This is a genomic window from Methylopila turkensis (assembly GCF_027922325.1).
In the GTDB taxonomy this organism is placed as follows: domain Bacteria; phylum Pseudomonadota; class Alphaproteobacteria; order Rhizobiales; family Methylopilaceae; genus Methylopila; species Methylopila turkensis.
This window is the reverse complement of sequence record NZ_BSFL01000001.1, coordinates 1,354,815-1,376,352: the sequence shown is the minus strand read 5'-3', so window position 1 is coordinate 1,376,352 and position 21,538 is coordinate 1,354,815. Positions and strand designations below refer to the sequence as shown.

General features: G+C 70.2%; 20 protein-coding genes. 14 read left to right on the top strand and 6 right to left on the bottom strand.

Annotated features, from left to right (window positions below; all coding sequences use genetic code 11):
- Positions 1-359 precede the first annotated feature (359 nt).
- From PKE78_RS06620 to fhuB, 3 genes are all read left to right on the top strand, one after another.
- Positions 360-1,223, top strand: a complete 864-nt coding sequence (locus PKE78_RS06620; protein WP_271200090.1) for an alpha/beta hydrolase — start codon at positions 360-362, stop codon at positions 1,221-1,223.
- Positions 1,224-1,404: 181 nt separating this feature from the next.
- Positions 1,405-2,250, top strand: coding sequence for an iron-siderophore ABC transporter substrate-binding protein (locus PKE78_RS06615; RefSeq protein ID WP_271200031.1), 846 nt, complete (start codon positions 1,405-1,407; stop codon positions 2,248-2,250).
- Positions 2,243-4,213 (top strand): Fe(3+)-hydroxamate ABC transporter permease FhuB, encoded by a 1,971-nt coding sequence (gene fhuB, locus PKE78_RS06610; protein ID WP_271200030.1) that lies wholly within the window; start codon positions 2,243-2,245, stop codon positions 4,211-4,213. Before PKE78_RS06615 ends, fhuB begins: the two co-directional genes overlap by 8 nt.
- A gap of 70 nt (positions 4,214-4,283) precedes the next feature.
- Here the strand turns inward: fhuB and PKE78_RS06605 are convergent, their stop codons facing one another.
- On the bottom strand, positions 4,284-5,285 hold the full coding sequence (locus tag PKE78_RS06605; RefSeq protein WP_271200029.1) for a TraB/GumN family protein: 1,002 nt from the start codon (positions 5,283-5,285) through the stop codon (positions 4,284-4,286).
- Between the two features lie 153 nt (positions 5,286-5,438).
- Between PKE78_RS06605 and PKE78_RS06600 the strand changes: the two genes are divergently transcribed.
- On the top strand, positions 5,439-6,248 hold the full coding sequence (locus PKE78_RS06600) for a HesA/MoeB/ThiF family protein (protein WP_271200028.1): 810 nt from the start codon (positions 5,439-5,441) through the stop codon (positions 6,246-6,248).
- A gap of 12 nt (positions 6,249-6,260) precedes the next feature.
- Here PKE78_RS06600 and PKE78_RS06595 read toward each other — a convergent pair whose 3' ends face one another.
- The gene (locus PKE78_RS06595; protein WP_271200027.1) at positions 6,261-6,695 is read right to left on the bottom strand and encodes a hypothetical protein; all 435 of its coding nucleotides are present in this window, start codon (positions 6,693-6,695) and stop codon (positions 6,261-6,263) included.
- A gap of 141 nt (positions 6,696-6,836) precedes the next feature.
- On the bottom strand, positions 6,837-7,832 hold the full coding sequence (locus PKE78_RS06590) for a 2-hydroxyacid dehydrogenase (RefSeq protein ID WP_271200026.1): 996 nt from the start codon (positions 7,830-7,832) through the stop codon (positions 6,837-6,839).
- A gap of 175 nt (positions 7,833-8,007) precedes the next feature.
- Between PKE78_RS06590 and PKE78_RS06585 the strand changes: the two genes are divergently transcribed.
- The 3 genes from PKE78_RS06585 to PKE78_RS18495 are packed head-to-tail and all read left to right on the top strand — an operon-like array spanning position 8,008 to position 9,091.
- Positions 8,008-8,568, top strand: a complete 561-nt coding sequence (locus PKE78_RS06585) for an SH3 domain-containing protein (RefSeq protein WP_271200025.1) — start codon at positions 8,008-8,010, stop codon at positions 8,566-8,568.
- A 15-nt stretch (positions 8,569-8,583) separates the two neighbouring features.
- The gene (locus tag PKE78_RS06580; RefSeq protein WP_271200024.1) at positions 8,584-8,880 is read left to right on the top strand and encodes a hypothetical protein; all 297 of its coding nucleotides are present in this window, start codon (positions 8,584-8,586) and stop codon (positions 8,878-8,880) included.
- Positions 8,876-9,091: an SH3 domain-containing protein gene (locus PKE78_RS18495; protein WP_309299094.1), complete on the top strand. Its 216-nt coding sequence runs from the start codon at positions 8,876-8,878 to the stop codon at positions 9,089-9,091. Before PKE78_RS06580 ends, PKE78_RS18495 begins: the two co-directional genes overlap by 5 nt.
- 528 nt (positions 9,092-9,619) lie before the next feature.
- Here PKE78_RS18495 and irrA read toward each other — a convergent pair.
- Entirely contained in the window at positions 9,620-10,105 is a 486-nt protein-coding gene (irrA, locus tag PKE78_RS06570) for an iron response transcriptional regulator IrrA (RefSeq protein WP_428981232.1), read from the bottom strand.
- A 248-nt stretch (positions 10,106-10,353) separates the two neighbouring features.
- Here irrA and fabA point away from each other — a divergent pair, with 248 nt between their 5' ends.
- The 6 genes from fabA to ngg all read left to right on the top strand — a co-directional run bounded on the left by fabA (position 10,354) and on the right by ngg (position 17,638).
- The gene (gene fabA, locus PKE78_RS06565; RefSeq protein WP_271200023.1) at positions 10,354-10,875 is read left to right on the top strand and encodes a 3-hydroxyacyl-[acyl-carrier-protein] dehydratase FabA; all 522 of its coding nucleotides are present in this window, start codon (positions 10,354-10,356) and stop codon (positions 10,873-10,875) included.
- A 110-nt stretch (positions 10,876-10,985) separates the two neighbouring features.
- On the top strand, positions 10,986-12,197 hold the full coding sequence (gene fabB, locus PKE78_RS06560; protein WP_271200022.1) for a beta-ketoacyl-ACP synthase I: 1,212 nt from the start codon (positions 10,986-10,988) through the stop codon (positions 12,195-12,197).
- Between the two features lie 152 nt (positions 12,198-12,349).
- Positions 12,350-13,189 (top strand): enoyl-ACP reductase FabI, encoded by an 840-nt coding sequence (gene fabI / locus PKE78_RS06555; protein ID WP_271200021.1) that lies wholly within the window; start codon positions 12,350-12,352, stop codon positions 13,187-13,189.
- A 99-nt stretch (positions 13,190-13,288) separates the two neighbouring features.
- The gene (locus PKE78_RS06550) at positions 13,289-13,936 is read left to right on the top strand and encodes a YitT family protein (RefSeq protein WP_271200020.1); all 648 of its coding nucleotides are present in this window, start codon (positions 13,289-13,291) and stop codon (positions 13,934-13,936) included.
- Positions 13,937-14,097: 161 nt separating this feature from the next.
- A complete protein-coding gene (locus PKE78_RS06545; RefSeq protein WP_271200019.1) occupies positions 14,098-15,870 on the top strand; it encodes an N-acetylglutaminylglutamine amidotransferase in 1,773 nt (590 codons plus the stop codon).
- 25 nt (positions 15,871-15,895) lie between these two features.
- The gene (gene ngg / locus PKE78_RS06540) at positions 15,896-17,638 is read left to right on the top strand and encodes an N-acetylglutaminylglutamine synthetase (RefSeq protein WP_428981231.1); all 1,743 of its coding nucleotides are present in this window, start codon (positions 15,896-15,898) and stop codon (positions 17,636-17,638) included.
- A gap of 87 nt (positions 17,639-17,725) precedes the next feature.
- On the opposite strand, the gene PKE78_RS06535 is transcribed toward ngg, so the two are convergent.
- Complete coding sequence (locus PKE78_RS06535; protein WP_271200017.1) at positions 17,726-19,138, bottom strand: FAD/NAD(P)-binding protein; 1,413 nt, start codon at positions 19,136-19,138, stop codon at positions 17,726-17,728.
- Between the two features lie 249 nt (positions 19,139-19,387).
- Between PKE78_RS06535 and PKE78_RS06530 the strand changes: the two genes are divergently transcribed.
- Positions 19,388-20,548: an osmoprotectant NAGGN system M42 family peptidase gene (locus PKE78_RS06530; RefSeq protein ID WP_271200016.1), complete on the top strand. Its 1,161-nt coding sequence runs from the start codon at positions 19,388-19,390 to the stop codon at positions 20,546-20,548.
- Positions 20,549-20,550: 2 nt separating this feature from the next.
- Here the strand turns inward: PKE78_RS06530 and PKE78_RS06525 are convergent, their stop codons facing one another.
- Positions 20,551-21,525, bottom strand: coding sequence for a type II secretion system F family protein (locus PKE78_RS06525; RefSeq protein ID WP_428981230.1), 975 nt, complete (start codon positions 21,523-21,525; stop codon positions 20,551-20,553).
- Positions 21,526-21,538: the final 13 nt, after the last annotated feature.

The following is a 21,538-nucleotide window of genomic DNA, read 5'->3' as shown; positions in this document are numbered from 1 at the left end:
ACGGCCGCCCAAACAGGCGGCCGTTTTGCTTTGACCACGCCAGCAGGAACAGCGCCGACGGGCGAGGCGACTTCGCCCTGTGATCGGCGCCGAGCGAAGTTACCCCCTCCTTTAGGGCGGGCGGTCGCACCGTTCGTCTTTGCTTGCAGCGGCTCGCCGCAAACGGTCGGCAGATGAGCCGGCTCGCGCGGAGCGCCATCCGCGCACGACATCGCCTCCCATTGGTTCGCCGGCTCCACAAACGGCGACTGTCTCAATCCGGGCCATCGCGTCGCCGTCGATCGCAGCGGCCTTGACGGCGCCGCGACGGGCGCGCGAGGTCGTCGGCAACCGTCCAGTCCCAGCCGGATTTCACGACCCTGACCGACCATCCCGTCACCCTTCCCGGATGCCTGCGCTTCGACCTCGCTCCGAAGGCGGGCGGCGAACCCTACCGCGTCTTCCTGCGGACGCCGCCGGGGGAGGCCCCCGCCGGCGGCTGGCCAGTCATCACCCTGCTCGACGGCAACGCGGTGTTCGGAACGGCGGTCGAGGCGTTGCGGGCCCAAACGCCCTGGCCGATGGGGGCAGGCGTGGCCGACGCGGCGGTGGTCGCGGTCGGGTACCCGACCGACGCGCCGTACGACAGCGTGCGCCGGTCCTGGGATTACAGTCCACCGCCGGGCGCGACCTATCCGCCCCACACGCCGCAGGGACCCGACGTGCGCACCGGCGGCGCCGAGACGTTCCTGACCTTCCTCGAGGAGGAACTGAAGCCCGAGATCGCGCGCCGCGTGCGAACGGATCCCGCCCGTTCCGCCCTGTTCGGCCACTCCTTCGGCGGCCTGTTCGCGCTCTATGCGCTGTTCCGACGGCCGGAGGCGTTCTCGCGCTGGATCGCCGTCAGCCCCAGCGTCTACTGGGAGAACTTCACCCTCCTGCGTTTCGCCGAGGCGTTCGAGGCCAGTGCGGACCGGCCGACGGATCTGCGCGTCCTGATCTCGGTCGGCGAGTACGAGGAGGCGCCCGCGCCGTTCCCGCTCGACGCCGCCGACGCGGAGAAGCGCCGCGCCGTGCAGGCTTCGGCCCGGATCGAAACCCACGCCCGGGCCATGCACACGCGCCTGAGCGCGCTGGACGGGATCACAAGCGAATTCGAGCTGATCGGCGGCGAAACCCACATGTCCGTGCTGCCGACCGCGATCAACCAGGCGATCCGGTTCGCCTTCGGCACGTGGCGCTGAGCGAGCGTCCGCTCGGCCCTTCGCCGTCGCGCACGCCCGGCGGGAGGTTTCCGCCCGTCGCGGCTTCGGCTATCCGTTCGCCTCGCACGTGAACCCTGTCCCCGCGAGAGCTCCTCTGTCGTCCCTGTCGCCCGACGCGTCCAAACTGCCACGACCCGCGCCCTCGCGCCGGGCCTTCGGCATGCTTGTGGGCGCGGCGGCGCTTATGGCGGCCTCCGGGGCGTCGAAAGCGGCGCCGGCGCGGCGCGTGGTCACGCTCGACTATGGCGTCGGCCAGACGCTGATCGAAATCGGCCGTCCGCCCATCGCCATGGCGGCGATCGACGAGTGGGACCGCTGGTGCGTCGAGCCCAGGCTGACGCCGGGCATCGTCAATCTCGGCACCTCGCGGGAGCCCAATCTCGAGCTTCTGCAGCAGCTCGCGCCCGACCTCATCCTGTCGACGCCCTATCTGGAACGCCTGAAGCCGAAGCTCGCGCGGATCGCGCCGGTCGAGACCCTACCGGTGCACGCCACCGGATCCTCGCCGTGGCCGAATCTCGTCGCCGCGGCCCGGCGGATCGGCGACCTGATCGGGGCACGTGACGAGGCGGAGGCCTTTCTCGCGCGCGTCGACGCGGAGCTCGCTGAGGCGCGCGAGCGCGTGCGGCCGCTCGCCGACCGCCCCCTGCTGATGGTGAACTTCCAGGACGCGCGTAATGTCTGGGTGTTCGGCCGCAACAGTCTCTACCAAGACGGCCTCGTCCGGCTCGGGCTGACCAACGGCTGGACGCGCCCCACCAACGCCTGGGGCTTCGCCGCCGTCGGCGTCGAAGCGCTCGCCGAGGTCCACGACGCGCGGCTGGCGCTGTTCGATCCGACCCCGTCGGACGCGCTCGCGCTGCTGCGCGCCGGCCCGATCTGGAAGGCGGTCGGCTTCGCGGAACCCGGCCGGACGATCCGGCTCGCGCCCGCGCTCGCCTTCGGCGGCCTGCCGGTGCTGACCCGTCTCGCCCGTCTGCTCGGAGAGGCGGCCGCGCGTGTCTGACCGGCCGTGGGGCCCTGCGGGGGCTCTCGCGGGGCTGCTCGCGCTCGGTTTGGCGGGGCTCGCCGCCGCGCTTCTCGGGCGGCTGCCGCCTGCCTCTTGGGGCGCGGCGCTGTTCGCGCCCGAGCCGGACGACGTCGCCCAGCTCCTCGTGCACTACAGCCTGGCGCCGCGCGTCGTCGTGGCCGCGCTCGCCGGGGCCGGGCTGGCGCTTGCGGGCGTCGCCTTCCAGCAGGCGCTGCGCAATCCGCTCGCCTCGCCCTCGACGCTCGGGGTCTCGGCCGGCGCGCAGCTCGCGCTGTCGGTGACGACGCTGCTCGCCCCCGCCGTCGTCGACACCGCGCGAGAAGGCGTGGCGCTCGGGGGCGCCGCCGCGGCCGCGGCGCTGGTGCTGCTGCTGTCATGGCGAAGCCGGCTCGCGCCGTTGACGGTCATCCTCGCAGGCATGGTGACGGCCATGTTCTGCGGCGCCGCCTCGGCCACGCTGGTTCTGTTCAACGAGAGGCAGCTCGTCGGCTTCTTCATCTGGGGCAGCGGCGCCCTCAGCCAGCAGGACTGGTCGATCGTGACGGAGCTCGCGCCGCGCGTCGGGATCGCGGCGGGCCTTCTGGCGCTTCTGGCGCGGCCGCTCGCTCTGCTGCAGCTCGACGATCAGGCCCGAAATCTGGGCCTCTCCGTCGTTCAGATCCGGCTCGCCTGCCTCGCGCTCGCGGTGGCGCTGACGGCCGTCATCGTGAGCGCGGTCGGCGTGATCGGCTTCGTCGGGCTCGCCGCGCCGGCGCTCGCGGGCGCGCTCGGCGCGCGCACGGTGCGTCGCAAGCTGCTGTGGGCTCCGGCGCTCGGCGCGGCGCTGCTGTTCGCGACCGATTCCGCGCTCCAGGCGCTCGACGTCTGGACTGGCGTCGCGATCCCAACGGGCGCCGCGACGGCTTTGGTCGGCGCGCCGACGCTGCTCTGGCTCGCGTCGCGGATGTCGCCGGCGGCCCTGCCGTCCTCCGCTTCGCCACCGATCGCCCGCGCGAGGGGAGGCCGCGTCCGGGTCGGGCTGGTCGTCGCGGCTGCGCTCGCGCTGGCGGTTCTCTCGCTCGCGGTCGGCCGGGCGCCGGACGGGACGTTGCGGATCGCCGACGGCGCGATGTTCATGGACTTGCTGCCATGGCGCTGGCCACGGACGCTCGCCTCGGCTTCGGCGGGGGCGATGCTCGCGGCCGCGGGCGTGATGCTGCAGCGGTTGACGGGCAACCCGATCGCAAGCCCCGACGTGCTGGGCGTTTCGTCCGGCGCGGCGCTCGGCCTGCTTGCGGCGCTCGTGCTGCTCGCCGCCCCCGGCTACGGCGCGCAGCTTGCGGCCGCGACGGCGGGCGGCCTCGTGACCGCCGCGGGGCTCATGGTCTTCGCCCGGCGGAGGACGGGCGGCGATCAGGTGCTGATCGCGGGCGTCGCCATCGGCGCCGGCGTCAACGCGCTCGTCGCCGCGGCCATGGCGACCGGCGACCCGCGCATGCTCGTGCTCGCGAACTGGATGGCGGGCTCCGCCTACGACGTCGAGCCGCGGATCGCCCTGGGCGCGGCCGCCCTCGCGCTGGTCGGCCTGTCCGGCGCGGCGGCGCTGGTCCGCTGGCTCGCGCTTGCGCCGCTCGGACGGGCGACGATGACGGGGCTCGGCGCGCCAGCTCCGCGCGTGACGGCGGCGATCCTCGCCGCCTCCGCCGCGCTGACGGCGGCCGCCACGATGGCGATCGGCCCGCTGAGCTTCGCGGGGCTGGTGGCGCCGCATCTCGCGGCCCAACTTGGTCTGAGGACGGCCGGGCGGCAGCTTGGAGGGGCCGCCGCGCTTGGCGGGCTCATTCTGGTCGCGGCGGACTGGCTCGGCCGCGTGGTCTACTTTCCGTTCCAGGTGCCGGCCGGGCTGGTCGGCATGGCCATCGCGGGACCGGTGCTGATGTGGCTGCTGCAGCGGCGCTGACAGCGTTCGAGCCCAATCCGCCCGCACGAGAGCCTCATGCCGGCGGGTCCGAACGCGGCGTGCGCCCGTTTCACCACACCCTGGTCACGGTGAAGCCCGCCTTGCGATAGAGCTCCACCAGGCCCTTGGGGCCGGGCAGATGGAGCGCGCCGACCGCGACGAAGGCGCCGCCGGCGGCGATATGGGGCTGCGACCGCTCGGCCATCACCGCGTTGCGCCGGTCCACCAGCGTCTCCATGAAATCGGCATAGGCGGTTACGTCGAGCGCCTTGCCGAAGGTCTCGCCCTTCATCGCGAGGTACCAGCCGATCCGGCGGTCGCGGTAGAGCTGCAGCGTGGTGGCGCGCAGGTCCTCGCTCGCGGTCTGGCTGGCCAGAAGGTCGCGGATCATCCGGCGCGCGGTCTCGTCGGGCGTCTTGGCGACGGCGTCGAGTTGCTCCGTCACGCTTTCGAGCCCGACGACCGTGGCGCCGGCGTCCCGGGCAAGCGTCTCGACTTGCAGGTCGATCGTGCGCATTCCGTCGGCGATCCGCTTGGTTTCGCAGGGCGCGACCTGCAGCGTGACGCCGAGAAACCAGGGCTTGAGCGAGGCGGCGAGGGCCGCGGGCAGGCCGCTGGCCGCGATCCGGCGGCCGACCTCCTCGCGTTGGGCCTCGTCGAAGCCCTCGAGCCCGCCGCCGCTGAAATCGATGCCGTTCGCGGTGACGTAGGCGATGATCTCGGCCTGAGTGGCCGCGCCCGTGGCGTTCGTCACCTCGACGACGACGGTCTTGGCCGCGCTGAGCGCCTGGCGCGCCGGCTCGCTCAGCGCGACCAGGTCCTTCTCGGTGGTGTGCATGGTGCCGAACAGGTAGGAGGGCGCCGCGGCGCCCTTCGCCTCGATGCGCCAGAGCAGCCCTTCCGCGTTGGGCACAGCGCGGGCGTCGCGCTCGAAGACGGCGTAGGCCTCCGGCCGTTCGGCGCGGATTTTTGCGACGAGGTCGACGCCGCCGCAAGCCGGCGCCTCGGCGAGGGCGGGGGATGAGACGAGCGCGAGAGCGGCGAAAGCGAGGGCGCCAAGGCGACGGATCATGAGAGGGCTCCCGTGCGAGATCTCCGCCATCATGCCGGCGGATGTCCGACGGCCGCGTTAACGAGACCGTTGAAAAACGAGGCCTTCCGCCATGTTCGAAACGCGGCGGAGAGGGTGGCGCGCGTTGCGCGTCGGCGTGCTATAGCGGTCGCCATGCCGCTCAGCACCGACGAGATCGAACGCTACGCCCGCCACATCGTGCTGCGGGAGGTCGGCGGGCCTGGCCAGCAGAAGCTCGCGAAAGCCCGCGTGCTGCTGGTCGGCGCCGGCGGGCTCGGCAGCCCGCTCGCGCTCTACCTCGCCGCCGCCGGCGTCGGGACCATCGGGATCGTCGACGACGACGTGGTCTCGCTGTCGAACCTGCAGCGGCAGGTGCTGCACGGAACGCCGGACGTCGGCCGGCCCAAGACGGACTCCGCCGTCGATGCGCTCGCCCGCGTCAACCCGCATGTGACGGTCGCGGCCCATCCGTTCCGGCTCGACGCCGCCAACGCGATGGAGCTGATCGCCTCCTACGACCTCGTCGCCGACGGCTCGGACAGTTTCGCGACCCGCTACCTCGTCGCCGACGCGTGCGCGCTCGCCGGCCGGCCGCTGGTGACCGCGTCGCTCGGGACCTTCGACGGCGCGCTCACCACCATTCGCGCCCACGAGACCGGGCCGGACGGCGCGCCGAACCCGACGTGGCGCTGCCTGTTTCCGGAGCCGCCGCCGCCAGGGACCGTCGCGCCCTGCGCCGAGGCCGGCGTGCTCGGCGCGCTCGCCGGCATGATGGGCTCGATGATGGCGATCGAGGTGATCCGCGAGATCGTCGGCTTCGGGCAGGGCCTCGTCGGCCGGCTGCTCGTGGTCGACGCCCGCGCGATGCGCTTCGAGACCATCTCCTACGGGTGGGACCCGGACAACCCGGTCACCGGAACGGCGCCGACGATCCGGGACCTGTCGATCCACGCCCGGCGCTGAGCCGGGGCCGGGTCAGCGCGCCCAGACGAAAGCGCCGCCGGACCGCCGCACCACCTTCAGGCTGTCGCCCGACCGGATCGCGAGATAGCAGGATTCCCGCCGGGCCTGGCCGAGCTTCATGCAGAAGCCGTCCTCGTCGAGCCGCCAAGTGCCGTCGGTCGCCGCGCCGGCGCGGCCGCCGGCGCGCGTCACCTTGCCGTCCGGCGTGAACACGAAATCCGAGCGGCCGCCGCGCGGGCCGGTGGTCGAGACCGTGCGGCCGTCGAACCAGCCGGTTTTCAGCGCCTCCGGCCCGACCAGCTCGGCGGCGGCGGACAGGCCGGCCAGGCCCGAAAGCGCCAACAGCGCAAAGGTGAGAACGGAAGCGACGTGGCGGAACGGCCGCCCGGCGGCCGCAAGCTGAATGCGCATCATCCACCCCATGTTCATCGAATGTTCCGTGAACATGAATGGCTCCTGGCGCGGAGTCAATCGGGTTGCATTCTCGCAGACGTTCGCGTCGCTTGCCCGCCGCTTGAGGCCGCTGACGCCCCGTCCGTCGGGAGGTCCGTCACGGGCCGTCCGCGCCCTCGGGGGCGGCGCGGTCCGTCAGAGCATGGCGGGCAGCACGCGGTCCGGCGGGCGGTGGCCGTCGAAGAAGGTCTTGATGTTGACGATGACCTTTTCGCCCATGTCGACGCGGCCCTCGATGGTGGCGGAGCCGAGATGCGGCAGCAGCACCACCTTGTTCTGGCGCGCGAGCTTCACGAGCTTCGGGTTCACGGCCGGCTCGTTCTCGAACACGTCGAGCGCCGCGCCGGCGAGTTCGCCGGCCTCCAGCATCCGCGCTAGCGCCAGTTCGTCGATCACCTCGCCGCGCGCGGTGTTGACGACATAGGCCTCCTTCTTGAGCAGCTTCAGCCGCCGCGCCGAAAGCAGGTGGTAGGTCGCGGGCGTGTGCGGGCAGTTGACCGACACGATGTCCATCCGCGCGAGCATCTGGTCCAGGCTTTCCCAATAGGTCGCCTCGAGCTGCTCCTCCACATGCGGCGAGACCCGCCGGCGGTTGTGGTAGTGGATCGACAGGCCGAAGGCGCGCGCGCGCCGCGCCACCGCCTGCCCGATGCGGCCCATGCCGACGATGCCGAGGCGCTTGCCCCAGATGCGGCGGCCGAGCATCCAGGTCGGAGACCAGCCGGTCCAGTCATGCTCGTCCGGCACGACGCGCGCGCCCTCCGCGATCCGGCGCGGCACGGCGAGGATCAGGCCCATCGTCATGTCGGCGGTGTCTTCGGTCAGCACGCCCGGCGTGTTGGTCACCGTGATCCCGCGGTCGAGCGCGGACTGCACGTCGATGTTGTCGATGCCGTTACCGAAATTCGCGATCAGCTTGAGGTTCGGACCAGCCTGCGCCAGCACGGCGGCGTCGATGCGGTCGGTGACCGTCGGCACCAGCACGTCGGCGACAGTCAGCGCCTCGCCAAGCGCGCTCTGCGACATCGGAGCGTCGTCGTGGTTCAGTTGCGCATCGAACAGCTCGCGCATCCGGGTCTCGACCACGTCCGGGAGCCGGCGCGTCACAACGACGAGCGGTCGCTTCTTCATGGCCGTCGACCTTTCCGGGGGCGCTCGGGCGTCACGGTTAATCCATCGTCAACGCGGACGCGGGATGCTGGCGGCGGTGCGCAGGCGGGACATGTCCGCGCACGGGAGATGAGCCGTCTCTAACAGACGGCGGGCGGAACGCAATACGGCGACGAAAGACGGAGTTCTCCGGGGCATGACCACATCGATTTTCCGCCGCCTTCCGCGCGCCGCGGCGGCGGCCGCCGTGATCGCCGCGACGCTCGCGCCGGCGGGCGCCCGGGCTCAGGCCGCGAAGCCGGGCGAGGCCGGCGTCATGATCGGTCCGGTCTCCGGACTGCCGATCCCGCGCTTCGTCAGCCTGAAGTCCGCCAAGGTCTATGTGCGGCAGGGCCCGACCAAGGAGCATCCGGTCGCCTTCGTCTACCGGCGGGCCGGCGAGCCGGTGGAGATCACCGCCGAATACGACAACTGGCGCCGCATCCGCGATTCCGAGGGCGCGGAAGGCTGGGTCTGGCACAGTCTGCTGTCCGGCCGGCGCACCGCGCTGGTCGCGCCCTGGTCGAAGGACGCGGCGCTGCCGGTCCATGTGCGCGCGGGCGCCGACGCGCGGCTCGCAGCCCGGCTGGAGCCGAAGGTGCTGGTGGAGACCCGCCGCTGCGACGGAGGCTGGTGCCTCGTGGAGGGCGACGGCTTCGACGGCTGGATCGAGCAGAACCGGCTGTGGGGCGTCTATCCCGGCGAGCGGTTCGACTGACGGCGGAGGACAGGAATGACGCCAGCGGACGCTTGTCTCGTTCTGCCAGTTGATTTCGATGAGTGTGCGTCGATCGTAAGGTGCAAGGGATGGTTTTCAGACGTTAAAGCTATCGTAGGTGGCGCTCGATACAGCCTGACATTCTATGATCCAGCGCGTCTTGGTCAGGAAATAGAAAATGAAATGGAGGCGAGGGGCATCTTCTTTGAGAAGAACCTAATCGTCGTACGGTCTGTGACGCGATCCAACATGGAGAAGGCGTTGGTTTTTCTAGTCGCCACAGGCCAGATCGCCGCGCTCGTCGCCGATTGACCGACTGCGGCGGGCGGGCGGTTGTTCGCCATCACGCCGCGATTGTGGACTGAGCCAAAGCGCGCTTCGCGCGGCCCGGCTGGAGCCGAGAGTTCTGATCGAGGCCCACCGCTGCGACGAAAACTGGCGCCGCGTCGAGGGCGACGGCTTCGACGGCTGGATCGAGCAGAACCGGCTGTGGGGCGTCTATCCCGGCGAGCGGTTCGACTGACGGCGGGATAGACCCCGATGAATGAGCCCAAAATGCGCCTATTCGATCCGAAACTTAAAACGTGGAGATATTGGGTCGCTCTGTCAGGAGTCGCTCTGGGAACATCCGCTTGCATCGTTATAGGCCAAGGCATTGGCTATCCTTCGGCAGGATGGTTGGGAATACCTGTCGGTCTGACCGCCGGACTCGCTTTCCATCGGATTGGCTGGCTGTAAGTTCACAAGCTCGCCTCATCGACATGACGTGATGGTCGATACGGCTGCTGCCAGCTGAAGCCGAGATGCTGAGCGAGGTCTGCAAATGCGTTGGCGAGCGAGGTCAAGGCATTTACCGAGACGACCGCGTCGGCGGGTCTCTCTCGCCTGCTATTCCGGACGGCCGCAGGCCGATCTGGTAGCGCGCGCCGAATTTTGCGCCTGTTCTGACGACGATCCCAGTTCGCGCTTCGCGAGTCCGGGATGACAGCCTACGCAAACAAAGAGCCCGCCGCGTTTCCGCAGCGGGCTTTTGTTTAAGTGGCTCGAAAGCTCAGGCCTTGCGACGCAGGCGGACCACGACGTCCACCCGCGAAATCTCCATGCCGTCCGGGATGTCGGGCAGGCGATCGACCGAGACGTGCGCGCCGGGGATGTCGAACAGCTTGTTGTCGTCCTCGACCAGGAAGTGGTGGTGCTCGGTCACGTTGGTGTCGAACCAGGTCTTGGAGCCGTCGACCGCGAGTTCGCGCAGGAGGCCCACCTCGGTGAACTGGTGCAGCGTGTTGTAGACGGTCGCGAGCGACACCGGCACGCGGGCGCGCATCGCCTCCTCATGCAGGATTTCCGCGGTCACGTGGCGGTCGCCCTTGGCGTAGAGCAGACGCCCGAGCGCGATGCGCTGGCGGGTCGGCCGCAGGCCGGAGTCGCGCAGCATCCCTCCCACGTCGCGAGCGACGCACAGCGACGGGCGAAGGCCGCAGTCTGAAGCCGCGGCGACCGCGTTGGCGGCGGCGGTGGTCGTGTTCGTCTCGGCCATCGTCGGTCTCGGACAATCTCTAACGCTGGGGCTCCCCGGTCCGGCGGAGCCGGGCGTGGCGCGCACAATGACTGCCCTGCAAGAGACGCAGGGCGCTCGCGCATTCAAAATAGCCTGCCGCGGCGCAGCGATCAACCTCCGGCGTTCGGGGCGCTTTCCGCTCGCCGAGCATGTGTGCTAGCAAAGCCGCGCCTGCGCGCCGGATCGCCGCGCGGCGGGGATCGAGCAGAGGACGCCGACGGAGCGACATGAGCGAACGCAAGGCCAGCTTTGAGTATGAGGATCTTCTGGCCTGTGGGCGCGGAGAGCTTTTCGGCGGCGGGAACGCCCAGCTTCCGCTTCCCCCGATGTTGATGTTCGACCGCATCTCGGAGATCTCCGAAACCGGCGGCCCGAATGACAAGGGCTTTGTCCGCGCCGAGCTCGAGGTGCGGCCGGACCTCTGGTTTTTCGACTGCCACTTCAAGGGCGATCCGGTGATGCCAGGCTGCCTCGGGCTGGACGCGCTGTGGCAGATGACCGGCTTCTTCCTCGGCTGGCTCGGCGCGCCGGGGCGGGGCCGCGCGCTCGGCACCGGCGAGATCAAGTTTACCGGCCAAGTGTTGCCGACGGTCAAGAAGGTCGTCTACGGCGTCGACTTCAAGCGCGTCGTGCGCGGCCGCCTCACGCTCGGCATCGCCGACGGCTGGCTTCAGGCGGACGGCGAGACCATCTACCAGGCCAAGGATCTGAAGGTGGGTCTGTTCAAGGCCGACGCCGCGGCGGCCTGAGCGCCGCTTCGGTCTGAAGCTCGGGATCATCGGCCCCTCCGCCGCGCGCGCCTCGCGATTTGGGTCGCGAGCCCCGGCGCGGGGGCGTTCACAGGACTGGGAGGCTCCCCATGAGACGCGTCGTCGTCACCGGCATGGGCATCGTGTCGTCGATCGGAAACTCAACGCAAGAGGTGGTCGCCGCCCTGCGGGAAGCGAAGTCGGGCATCACCCGCGCCGAGCAGTTCGCCGCCCACGGATTCAAGTGCCAGGTCCAGGGCGCGCCGACGCTCGACGCCGCTGAGGTGGTCGACCGCCGCGCCATGCGCTTCCACGGCGGCGGCTCGGGCTGGAACCACGTCGCCATGGATCAGGCGATCCGGGACTCCGGGCTCGAGGAGAGCGACATCTCCAACGAGATGACCGGCATCATCATGGGCTCGGGCGGGCCGTCCACCAAGGTCGTGGTCGAGGCCGCCGACATCACCCGCGAGAAGGGCGGCCCGAAGCGGATCGGCCCGTTCGCGGTGCCGAAGGCGATGTCGTCGACCGCCTCGGCGACGCTTGCCACCTGGTTCAAGATCAAGGGCGTGAACTACTCGATCTCGTCGGCCTGCGCGACGTCGAGCCACTGCATCGGCAACGCCGCCGAGATGATCCAGTGGGGCAAGCAGGACGTCATGTTCGCCGGCGGCTGCGAAGAGCTCGACTGGACGCTGTCGAATCTGTTCGACGCCATGGGCGCGATGTCCAGCAAGTACAACGACACGCCCGCCACCGCCTCGCGCGCCTATGACAAGAACCGCGACGGCTTCGTCATCGCCGGCGGCGCGGGCGTGCTGGTGCTTGAGGAGTACGAGCGGGCCAAGGCGCGCGGCGCGAAGATCTACGCCGAGCTCACTGGCTACGGCGCGACATCCGACGGCTACGACATGGTGGCTCCCTCCGGCGAGGGCGCGGTGCGCTGCATGCGGGCTGCGATGAAGACGGCGCGGGAGCCGATCGACTACGTCAACCCGCACGCGACCTCGACCCCGGTCGGCGACCTCAAGGAGGTCGAGGCGCTGCGCGCGGTATTCGGCGACAAGTGCCCGCCGATCTCCGGCACAAAGTCGCTCACCGGGCATTCGCTTGGCGCCGCCGGCGTGCAGGAGGCGATCTATTCGCTGCTGATGATGCAGAGCGGCTTCATGGCCGAGAGCGCCCACATCGAGGAGCTCGACCCGGCCTTCGCCGACATGCCGATCCTGCGCGAACGGACCGACAAGACCCTGAACGCTGTGATGTCGAACTCCTTCGGCTTCGGCGGCACCAACGCCACGCTGGTGTTCGAGCGGGTGTGACGTCGAGCGTCATCCCGGCCGAAGCGGCCTAGCCGCGCAGAGCCGGGATCGTCATCAGAATGAGGCGCCATGTCCGGACGACGATCCCGGATCTTCGCTTCGCTCCGTCCGGGATGACGCGAACGTCCCCGGCGCATCCTTCGGAGGGGCGCATGGTCGCCGGACTTCTTTCAGGCAAACGCGCCCTCGTCATGGGCGTCGCCAACGACCACTCCATCGCCTGGGGCTGCGCCAGGGCGTTGGCCGAGGCCGGCGCCGAGATCGCCTTCACCTATCAGGGCGAGGCGCTGGGCAAGCGCGTGCGGCCGCTGGCGGAGAGCGTCGGCTCCGATCTCGTGCTCCCGTGCGACGTCGAGGACATCGCCTCGGTCGACGCGGTGTTCGCGGCGCTGAAGGAGCGCTGGGGCGGGCTCGACCTGCTTGTCCACGCCATCGGCTTCTCCAACAAGAACGAGCTGAAGGGCCGCTACGCCGACACCACCCGCGAGAACTTCTCGCGCACTATGGTGATCTCGGCCTTCTCCTTCACCGAGATCGCGAAGCGCGCCGCCGAACTGATGATGGGCGGCGGCGCGATGATCACGCTGACCTATGGCGGCGCGACCCGCGTCATGCCGAACTACAACGTCATGGGCGTCGCCAAGGCCGCGCTGGAGGCCAGCGTACGCTATCTCGCCGCCGACTACGGTCCGCAGGGGATCCGCGTCAACGCGATCTCCGCCGGCCCGGTGCGGACGCTCGCCGGCGCGGGCATCGCCGACGCCCGGCTGATGTACGAGCACCAGCGCCGCCACGCGCCGCTCCGCCGCCCGATCACCATCGAGGACGTCGGCGGCGCCGCGCTCTATCTGCTCTCCGACCTGTCGTCGGGCGTCACCGGAGAGGTCCATTTCGTGGACGCCGGCTACAACATCATCTCGATGCCGCGCGCCGAAAGCCTGAAGACCATCGTCGCGGCCGAGGACGCCGCGGAAAAGGCGGGGCAGGGCTGAACGCCGGAGTCGCGGACAGGAGCGTCCAGTCCGGGCGTGAATGGCAGCGGTCCGGCTGACGCGCTTCTCGCGCGGCCCGGGGCGGGCATACTCGGGGCGATGATCCGTCCGTTCGACCCCCGCCGCCTCGCCGCGGCGCTCAAGCCCGCCGACGCCCGCAAGCACACGCGGTTCGAGGACGCGGTCGCGTTCTGCATCGCGGTGGTGCTGATCGGCTTCGGCCTCGCGCTGCTGCAGGCGGCGGGGCTCGCGACCGGCGGCGTCGCCGGCATCGCGCTGATCCTGCATTTCGCCACCAGCTGGCCGGCGGGGCTGCTGTTCCTGCTGGTGAACGCGCCGTTCTACGCGCTGGTGTTCCGCACCATGGGGCGCGAGTTCGGGCTGAAGACGCTGATCGTCAACCCGATGCTGGCCGGCTTCGGGGCGCTCGCGCCGCACGCCTTCGCGATCGAGGTCCGCAGCGAGCCGTTCGCGGCGGTGGCCGGCGGGGTGCTGCTCGGCATGGGCGTGCTCGCGCTCGCCCGCCATCGAGCGAGCGTCGGCGGGTTCAGCGCGCTCGCGATCTATCTGCAGGAGCGCGGCGTCATGCGCGCCGGCCTCGCCCAGGCGCTGACGGACTGCTTCGTGATAGCCTGCGCCGCCGCCGTGCTCGACCCTCGGCACGTCGCGCTTTCGGTGCTCAGCGCGGTCGTTCTGAGCATCGTTCTCGTCCTCAACCACAAGCCCGGCCGCTACTCCGGCTTCTGACCGCGGCGGCTTGGCCCTTCGAAGCTGAACGCCTTTTGGGCATGCTTCGGACTCGCCTTCCGTGCGGCGCGCCATAGGTTGCGATGCACAAGGCGGGCAGGCGGCGTCGGGGTCTCGACGCCGCGGGCCCCGCCGTATCTCAACGAGGCGACGGGACGAACATGTGCGGAATCTGCGGTGAAGCGACCTTTCTCGGTCAGCCGGCGTCGGTCGAGGCCGTCGCCGCGATGGCCGGGTGCATGGTGGCGCGCGGTCCCGACGGCGAGGGCGTGGTCGCCCGCGGCCGCGTCGCCTTCGGCCACCGGCGGCTGAAGATCATCGACCTGTCGGAACGCGCCGAGCAGCCGATGGTGGACCCGGCGCTCGGCCTGACCATCGTGTTCAACGGCTGCATCTACAACCACAAGGAGCTGCGCGCCGAGCTGGAGGCCAAGGGCCACGTCTTCTTCTCCGACGGCGACACCGAGGTCATCATCAAGGGCTGGAAGGAGTGGGGGACCGAGCTGCCGAAGAAGCTATTCGGCATGTTCGCCATCGCGATCCACGAGCGGGATTCGGGCCGCGTCATCCTGATCCGCGACCGGCTCGGCATCAAGCCGCTGTACGTCTCCGAGGGCGCTGGCCGCGTTCGGTTCTCGTCCTCGCTGCCGTCGCTGCTGAAGGCGGGCGGGGTCGACACGTCGATCGATCCGGTCGGGCTCAACGCCTATATGAGCTTCCACTCGGTGGTGCCGGCGCCGCGCACCATCCTGGCGGGCGTGCGCAAGCTGCCGCCGGCGACGTTGCGCATCTACGAGCCGGACGGGCGCACCAAGGACGAGGTCTACTGGTCCGTCTCCTACGACCGCTCGGCGGCCGACGTGGCGCGATCGTTCGAGGAGTGGCGCGAACAGGTGCACGAAGGGCTGCGCACCGCCGTGAAGCGCCGCATGGTGGCGGACGTGCCGGTCGGCGTGCTGCTGTCGGGCGGCGTCGATTCCAGCGTCGTGGTGGCCCTGCTCTCCGAGCTCGGGCACCAGAACGTCGAGACCTTCTCGATCGGCTTCGAATCCCGCGGCGGCGAGGAAGGCGACGAGTTCAAGTATTCGGATATCGTCGCGCAGCGCTTCGGCACCAAGCACCACAAGATCACGATCGAGGAGCGCCGCATGCTCGACGCGCTGCCCGGCGCGATCGAGGCCATGTCCGAGCCGATGGTCAGCCACGACTGCGTGGCGTTCTATCTGCTGTCTGAAGAGGTCCGGAAGCACGTCACCGTGGTGCAGTCGGGCCAGGGCGCCGACGAGATTTTCGCGGGCTACCACTGGTACCCGCCGGTCGCGGCCTCCAACGCGCCGGCGGCCGACTACGCCCGCGCGTTCTTCGACCGCGACCACGCGCGCTACCTCGCGCATGTGACCGAGGCCTACGCCACCGCCGACGACGCCCGCGCCTTCGTCGAGGACCATTTCGACATGCCCGGCGCCGACGACGCGGTCGACAAGGCGCTCCGGCTCGACAGCCTGGTGATGCTCGTCGACGACCCGGTTAAGCGCGTCGACAACATGACCATGGCCCATTCGCTGGAGGCGCGCGTCCCGTTCCTCGACCACGAGCTGGTCGAGCTCGCGGCGCGCATTCCGGGCGAGCACAAGCTCGCCGACGGCGGCAAGGGCGTGCTGAAGGACCTCGCGCGCCAGATCGTGCCGAAGGAGATCGTCGACCGGCCCAAGGGCTACTTCCCTGTGCCGGGTCTGAAGTACCTCGAAGGCCAGACGCTGGAGATGGTCCGCGACGCGCTGGGCAGCCAGGCGGCGCGCGAGCGCGGCCTGTTCCGGCCGGAGTATCTGGAGACCCTGTTCGCGAATCCGCAGGCGCACATCACGCCGCTGCGGGGCTCCGAGCTGTGGCAGTGCGCGCTGCTGGAGGTCTGGCTCCAGACCCACGGCGTTTGAACGGACGGAAAGCGGGACGGTGGCGATGACGGCGATGCAGACGCAACAGGGCGAGCGGGCGGCCGTTGGCGGCGACGGCCAATCGAAGGAAGCGCCCGTGGTCCAGGCGAACGCGATCGTCGACTGCGGCTGGGGCCGGCTGCTGTTCGGCCAGACTTTCCAAGACCCGGCGCTGCTGGCCGAGGCGCTGCGCGAGGAGGGGCCGGAGGCGCGCGACATCGCGGTCTACGTCGACGACCCGCACGTGCTGCTGGCGCAGGCCCCGCTCGAGCTGTTCCTCGATCCCAGCCACATGTTCCGGCTCGATCTCGAGGCCTACGAGCCGTCGAGCCGCGGCCAGCGCGCCTTCAACGTGCGTCGCCTCGCTCGGCCGTCGGACGCCGAGGAGGTGAACCGCATCTACGCCTCGCGCCACATGGTGACGGTGCGCCCCGACTTCTTCGAGCGCCACGCCGGCGGCGACGCCGTGATCCACCTCATCGCTGAGGACGCCCGCACCCACGCCGTGATCGGAACGGTGACCGGCGTCGACCATGGCCGTTCCTTTGGCTGCCCTGAGGGCGGCTCATCGCTCTGGTGCCTCGCCGTCGACCCGCAGGCGACCCATCCCGGCGTCGGCGAGACGCTGGTGCGCAGGCTCGCCGAGACGCTGGCCGAACAGGGCGCCCGCACGATGGACCTGTCGGTGATGCACGACAACGCGCAGGCGATCGCGCTCTATGAGAAGCTCGGCTTCGAACGCATTCAGACCTTCTCGGTGAAGCGCAAGAACTCGATCAACGAGCGCCTGTTCGTGGGCGATCAGGGCACGGAAGGGCTCAACCCCTATGCCCGGATCATCGTCGACGAGGCGCGCCGCCGCGGCATAGGCGTCGACGTCACCGACGCCGAGGGCGGTTTCTTCCGCCTGACCCATGGCGGGCGCTCAATCCTGTGCCGCGAGTCGCTGAGCGAGCTGACGACCGGCGTCGCTATGTCGATCTGCGACGACAAGGCCGTCACCCGCCGCGCGGTGTCGCGCGCGGGCGTCACGGTGCCGGACCAGATCGAGGCCGGCGACCGCGCGAAGCTGGAGGATTTCCTCAAGCGCTACGGTTCGGTGGTGGTGAAGCCCGCCCGCGGCGAGCAGGGCCGCGGCATTTCGGTCGGGCTGGAGACCGTCGAGGAGACCGAGGCGGCGATCGAGCGCGCCCGCGCCTTCTGCGACCGCGTGATCGTGGAGCAGAAGGCGGAGGGCGAGGACCTTCGGCTGATCGTCATCGACTTCAAGCTGGTGGCCGCCGCGGTGCGGCGACCCGCGCAGATCACCACCGACGGCCGCTCCACGGTGCGCGACCTGATCGCGGCCCAGAGCCGCCGCCGCTCCGCCGCGACCGGCGGCGAGAGCTCGATCCCGATCGACGCCGAGACCGAGCGCTGCGTGCGCGCGGCGGGCTTCGCGCTCGACGACGTCGCGCCGCCCAACCAGGCCATCGCCGTGCGCAAGACCGCGAACCTGCACACCGGCGGCACGATCCACGACGTCACCGGCGTGGTGCATCCGACCCTGGTGGACGCCGCGGTCAAGGTGGCGCGCGCGATCGACATACCCGTGGTGGGCGTCGACTTCATGGTCCGCGCGCCGCACGAGCCGACCTACGCCTTCATCGAGGCGAACGAGCGGCCGGGGCTCGCCAACCACGAGCCGCAGCCGACGGCCGAGCGCTTCATCGACCTGTTGTTCCCGCTGTCGGTGCCCACGGCCGTGCGGCGTCTTGGGCTCGGCTGACCACCACGTCAGGCCCGCGCCTTCGCGCGGGCATCCAGACTTTTGCGTGGACGCTCGGCTTCGCCCGAAACCACGGCGCTTGAAGCCCTAGATGCCCGCGCCGAGGTCCACGAAGTCGCGCAGCAGCGTGTGCGGGCTCCGCCGCTCCAGACCGTTCGCCAGATAGTAGCTCTGCGCCGAGATTTCCGGCGCGGCCGTGATCTCCCACCATTCCGGACGCGTGAGCGGCCCGATGGCGAACAGCCAGTCCGAGGGCGTCGCGTACTTGTCGACCACGGCGCAGCCGAACGTCTTGATCCCGAGGCCGAGCTCGTCGGGCGTCAGCAGTCCGCGTTCCTTCAGCTTGATGTAGGCGGGCTCGTTCAGGTCGTCGAAGGAGGAGCGGGGCCCGGTGCAGTTGACGATCGTTCCGACCTCGATCCCGACGGCCTCGCGCGCGCCGCGCGGACGCAGCTCCACGACGGCGCCGGATCGCGTGCGCTTCAGGCCCTCGATGCGGCCGGCACGGATCTGCAGGCGGCCCGACCGTATGAGCTGCTCGATCGGCGCCGCCACGGCCCCCGCCATGCGGTGACGGTGCACGTCCCAGATCGTGCGGGCGTGGCGAAGAAACCGGCGGCGCTCGTCCTGGCTCCACGAAATCCAGACGCTCGCTAGGCTCGGCCGCGCCGCGTCGATCACGCGCTGCCACGGCACGCCTTGCGCCGCCGCCTCGCGCGCCTCCCGCCTGAGCAGCCGCAGGGCGGCCAGCGGAGGCAGCGGCCGGCCGTCGAAGGCGTTTCGCCACTGGCCGCCATGGACATGCCGGTTCGGCAGCAGGCCCCGGCGCGACAGCGCGATGATCGGCCCCTCGTGACCGCCGCGCGCGAGGCGCAGCGCCACGTCGACCATCGTCAGGCCCGAGCCGATCAGCAGCACCGTCGCGCCGCTGGCGGGCAGCCGGTCCTTGTGCACGTCCCAGGGGTCGGGAATGAAAACAGGCGAGTCCAGCACGCCCTCGTCCCTGAAGCGGGGCGTCTTCGGCGGCAGGTTGCCTGTGGCGAGCACGACATGGGCGCCGCGCAGGACGCGTCCGTCGCGCAGCAGCGCGTAGGGCTCTCCCTCCCGGCCGATCTCGACGACGTCGCCGCGAACGCGCGTCAGCCGGCCCGCGAGCACGTTCCGCTCAGTGACGTCCTCGATGTAGTCGCCGAAGGACCGGCGAGACACGAAGGAATCCTTCAAGCCGCCGTCGTCGGCGTTGAGCTCGTGCGGACGGTTCGCGCCCAGCCAGTCCTGGAAGGACGGCGACAGCCCGACCTCCATGCGGAACAGCGGCACGTTGAGCAGGTGCTCGGGGTCGCAGGCGCCGTAAGCGACGCCGCGGCCGAGCGCGCCGGACCGCTCGATCAGAACGACGCGGTTGGCCGGGTTCTCGATGGCGCGGAGCGCGAGCAGCGAGCCGCTCAGCCCTCCGCCCACGACGAGGATGGTGCGCGGCTTCGTCACTTCAGCAGGCATGAGACGGTCCGGGAGAGCTGATGTCAGTTCGGCTGTCGCGTCACCATATTCCATCCACCGCGGCACGGGGGTGGCCGGGAGGGGAACCGCCGGCGGCGATCGGGCGCAGGAGCCTCTCCGCGCTTGCGCCGGCGATGCCGCATGCTCGGGCTGCGCTGGGCCGCGCCGTGCGAAGGCCGGGATGACGCGCCGGCCGGCGCGCCCTAAACAGGGGCGAGCCGAATCATCCCGTCCCCCCTGCGAGGCCTCATGGCGCGTCTTGATGTCGACATCGATTATCTCGGCGAGCAGCTGAAGGCTCTGCTCAAGATTCCGAGCCCGACCGGCTTCACCGACACGATCACCCATGCGGTGGTCGACGAGCTTCAGCGGCTTGGCGTCGAGCCGGAGGTGACGCGGCGCGGCGCGATCCGCGCCAAGCTGAAGGGCAAGGCGAAGGATCCGTCGCGCGCGCTGATCGCGCATCTCGACACCCTCGGCGCGCAGGTGAAGTACCTGAAGCCGAACGGCCGGCTCGAGCTGGTCCCGATCGGCAACTGGTCCGCGCGCTTCGCCGAAGGCGCGCGCTGCACGGTCTTCACCGAGGCCGGCGCCTATCGCGGCTCGATCCTGCCGCTGAAGGCGTCGGGCCACACCTACGCCGACGAGATCGACACCCAGCCGACCGGCTGGCCCTATGTGGAGGTGCGCGTCGACGCTCTCGTGCGCGACGTGCCGGACCTGAACCGGCTGGGCTTCCATGTCGGCGACGTGGTCGCGATCGATCCGGAGACCGAGTTTCTCGACAACGGCTTCATCGTCTCCCGCCACCTCGACGACAAGGCGGGCGTCGCGATCCTGCTCGCGACGCTGAAGGCGATGATCGACTCGGGCAAGAAGCCCCCGGTCGACACATGGTGGGTGTTCTCGATCGCCGAGGAGGTCGGCGTCGGCGCCTCCGCGGTGCTGCCGCATGACGTCGCCGCCATGGTGACGATCGACAACGGCACCACCGCGCCGGGGCAGGCCTCCGACGAGTTCGGCGTGACCATCGCCATGGCCGACCAGACCGGGCCGTTCGACTACCACCTCACCCACGAGCTGATCCGGCTCGCGCGCGACAACGACATCCGCCACCAGCGCGACGTGTTCCGCTACTACCGCTCGGACAGCGCCTCGGCGATCGAGGCCGGCGCCGACGTGCGCACCGCGCTCGTGACCTTCGGCATCGACGCGAGCCACGGCTATGAGCGCATCCACATGCACGCGCTGCGCTCCCTCGCCGAGCTGATGACGGCCTATGTGACGAGCCCGATCGACATCAAGCGCGACGCCAAGCCGGTCGGGCCGATCGATGGATTCCCGCACCAGCCGACCGAGCCGGCCGAGCCGGACATCGAGCCGACCGAGGAGCTGCGCGCCGGCGAGTAGGCTTACTTGATCGCCAGCACCTGGATCACGGCCGGGCCGAGGATGACCACGAAGATCACTGGCAGGAAGAACACGATCATCGGCACGGTCAGCTTCGGCGGCAGGGCGGCGGCCTTCTTCTCGGCGTCGGCCATGCGCATGTCGCGGCTGTCCTGGCCGAGCACGCGCAGCGCCGTGCTGACCGGCGTGCCGTATTTGTCGGCCTGGATCAGGGCGGTGGCGACCGACTTGACGGAGTCGAGGCCGGTGCGCATGCCGAGGTTCTCGTAGGCCTGCCGTCGGTCCTGCAGGTAGGACATCTCCGCCATCGCAAGCGTCAGCTCTTCGGCGAGCGCGACCGACTGCGAGCCGATCTCGTCCGCGACCTTGCGGAAGGCCGCCTCGATCGACATGCCGGATTCGACGCAGATCAGCATCAGGTCGAGCGCGTCCGGAAAGGCGCGCTTCATCGACAACTGGCGCTTCGCGGTCTGGTTCTTGAGGTAGAGCTCGGGCGCCTTGATGCCGACGTAGGTCGCGAAGATCACGCCGCCGAGGCGGACCGGCCAGGTGAGGCCGAAGTCGTTGATCAGGAACAGGTAGATCAGCGCGATCGCCATGAAGACGAGGGGCGCGACGAGGCGGAAGAACAGGAACGTGACCATCACGCCCTGCCCGCGATAGCCGGCCATCTGCAGCCGTTCCTTGGCGTCCTCGGTGCCGAGGTGTTTCGCCAGGTTGAACTGGCTGACCACGTTCTGCATGTAGGCTTTGGGCTCGCGCTTGAGCCCCTTGCGCTCGCCGCGCGCCAGCCGCTCCCGCTCGCGGGCGCGGATCTTCGAGCGTTCCAGCGCGACCGACTTCATGCGCTTGTTGAGCGTGTCGCCCGCAAGCAGCGGCATCGCGAAGGTCAGCACCGTGGCCGCCGCCGCGACCGCCGCGAGCAGCATCGCGATCGAACGCGGATCGCTGGCGATTCTGAAGATCTCGTTGATCACCCGACGTTCCCCG

Excerpts from the sequence above, each read along its gene's own strand:
- PKE78_RS06580 (WP_271200024.1), top strand. The coding sequence starts at position 8,584 with ATGACGCCAGCGGACGCTTGTCTCGTTCTGCCAGTTGATTTCGATGAG.
- irrA (WP_428981232.1), bottom strand. The coding sequence starts at position 10,105 with ATGGCCGAGACGAACACGACCACCGCCGCCGCCAACGCGGTCGCCGCG.
- fabI (WP_271200021.1), top strand. The coding sequence starts at position 12,350 with ATGGTCGCCGGACTTCTTTCAGGCAAACGCGCCCTCGTCATGGGCGTC.
- PKE78_RS06615 (WP_271200031.1), top strand. The coding sequence starts at position 1,405 with ATGCTTGTGGGCGCGGCGGCGCTTATGGCGGCCTCCGGGGCGTCGAAA.
- fabB (WP_271200022.1), top strand. The coding sequence starts at position 10,986 with ATGAGACGCGTCGTCGTCACCGGCATGGGCATCGTGTCGTCGATCGGA.
- PKE78_RS06595 (WP_271200027.1), bottom strand. The coding sequence starts at position 6,695 with ATGTTCACGGAACATTCGATGAACATGGGGTGGATGATGCGCATTCAG.
- PKE78_RS06545 (WP_271200019.1), top strand. The coding sequence starts at position 14,098 with ATGTGCGGAATCTGCGGTGAAGCGACCTTTCTCGGTCAGCCGGCGTCG.
- ngg (WP_428981231.1), top strand. The coding sequence starts at position 15,896 with ATGACGGCGATGCAGACGCAACAGGGCGAGCGGGCGGCCGTTGGCGGC.
- fabA (WP_271200023.1), top strand. The coding sequence starts at position 10,354 with ATGAGCGAACGCAAGGCCAGCTTTGAGTATGAGGATCTTCTGGCCTGT.
- PKE78_RS06605 (WP_271200029.1), bottom strand. The coding sequence starts at position 5,285 with ATGATCCGTCGCCTTGGCGCCCTCGCTTTCGCCGCTCTCGCGCTCGTC.
- PKE78_RS06590 (WP_271200026.1), bottom strand. The coding sequence starts at position 7,832 with ATGAAGAAGCGACCGCTCGTCGTTGTGACGCGCCGGCTCCCGGACGTG.
- PKE78_RS06535 (WP_271200017.1), bottom strand. The coding sequence starts at position 19,138 with ATGCCTGCTGAAGTGACGAAGCCGCGCACCATCCTCGTCGTGGGCGGA.
- PKE78_RS06585 (WP_271200025.1), top strand. The coding sequence starts at position 8,008 with ATGACCACATCGATTTTCCGCCGCCTTCCGCGCGCCGCGGCGGCGGCC.
- PKE78_RS06550 (WP_271200020.1), top strand. The coding sequence starts at position 13,289 with ATGATCCGTCCGTTCGACCCCCGCCGCCTCGCCGCGGCGCTCAAGCCC.
- PKE78_RS06600 (WP_271200028.1), top strand. The coding sequence starts at position 5,439 with ATGCCGCTCAGCACCGACGAGATCGAACGCTACGCCCGCCACATCGTG.
- PKE78_RS06530 (WP_271200016.1), top strand. The coding sequence starts at position 19,388 with ATGGCGCGTCTTGATGTCGACATCGATTATCTCGGCGAGCAGCTGAAG.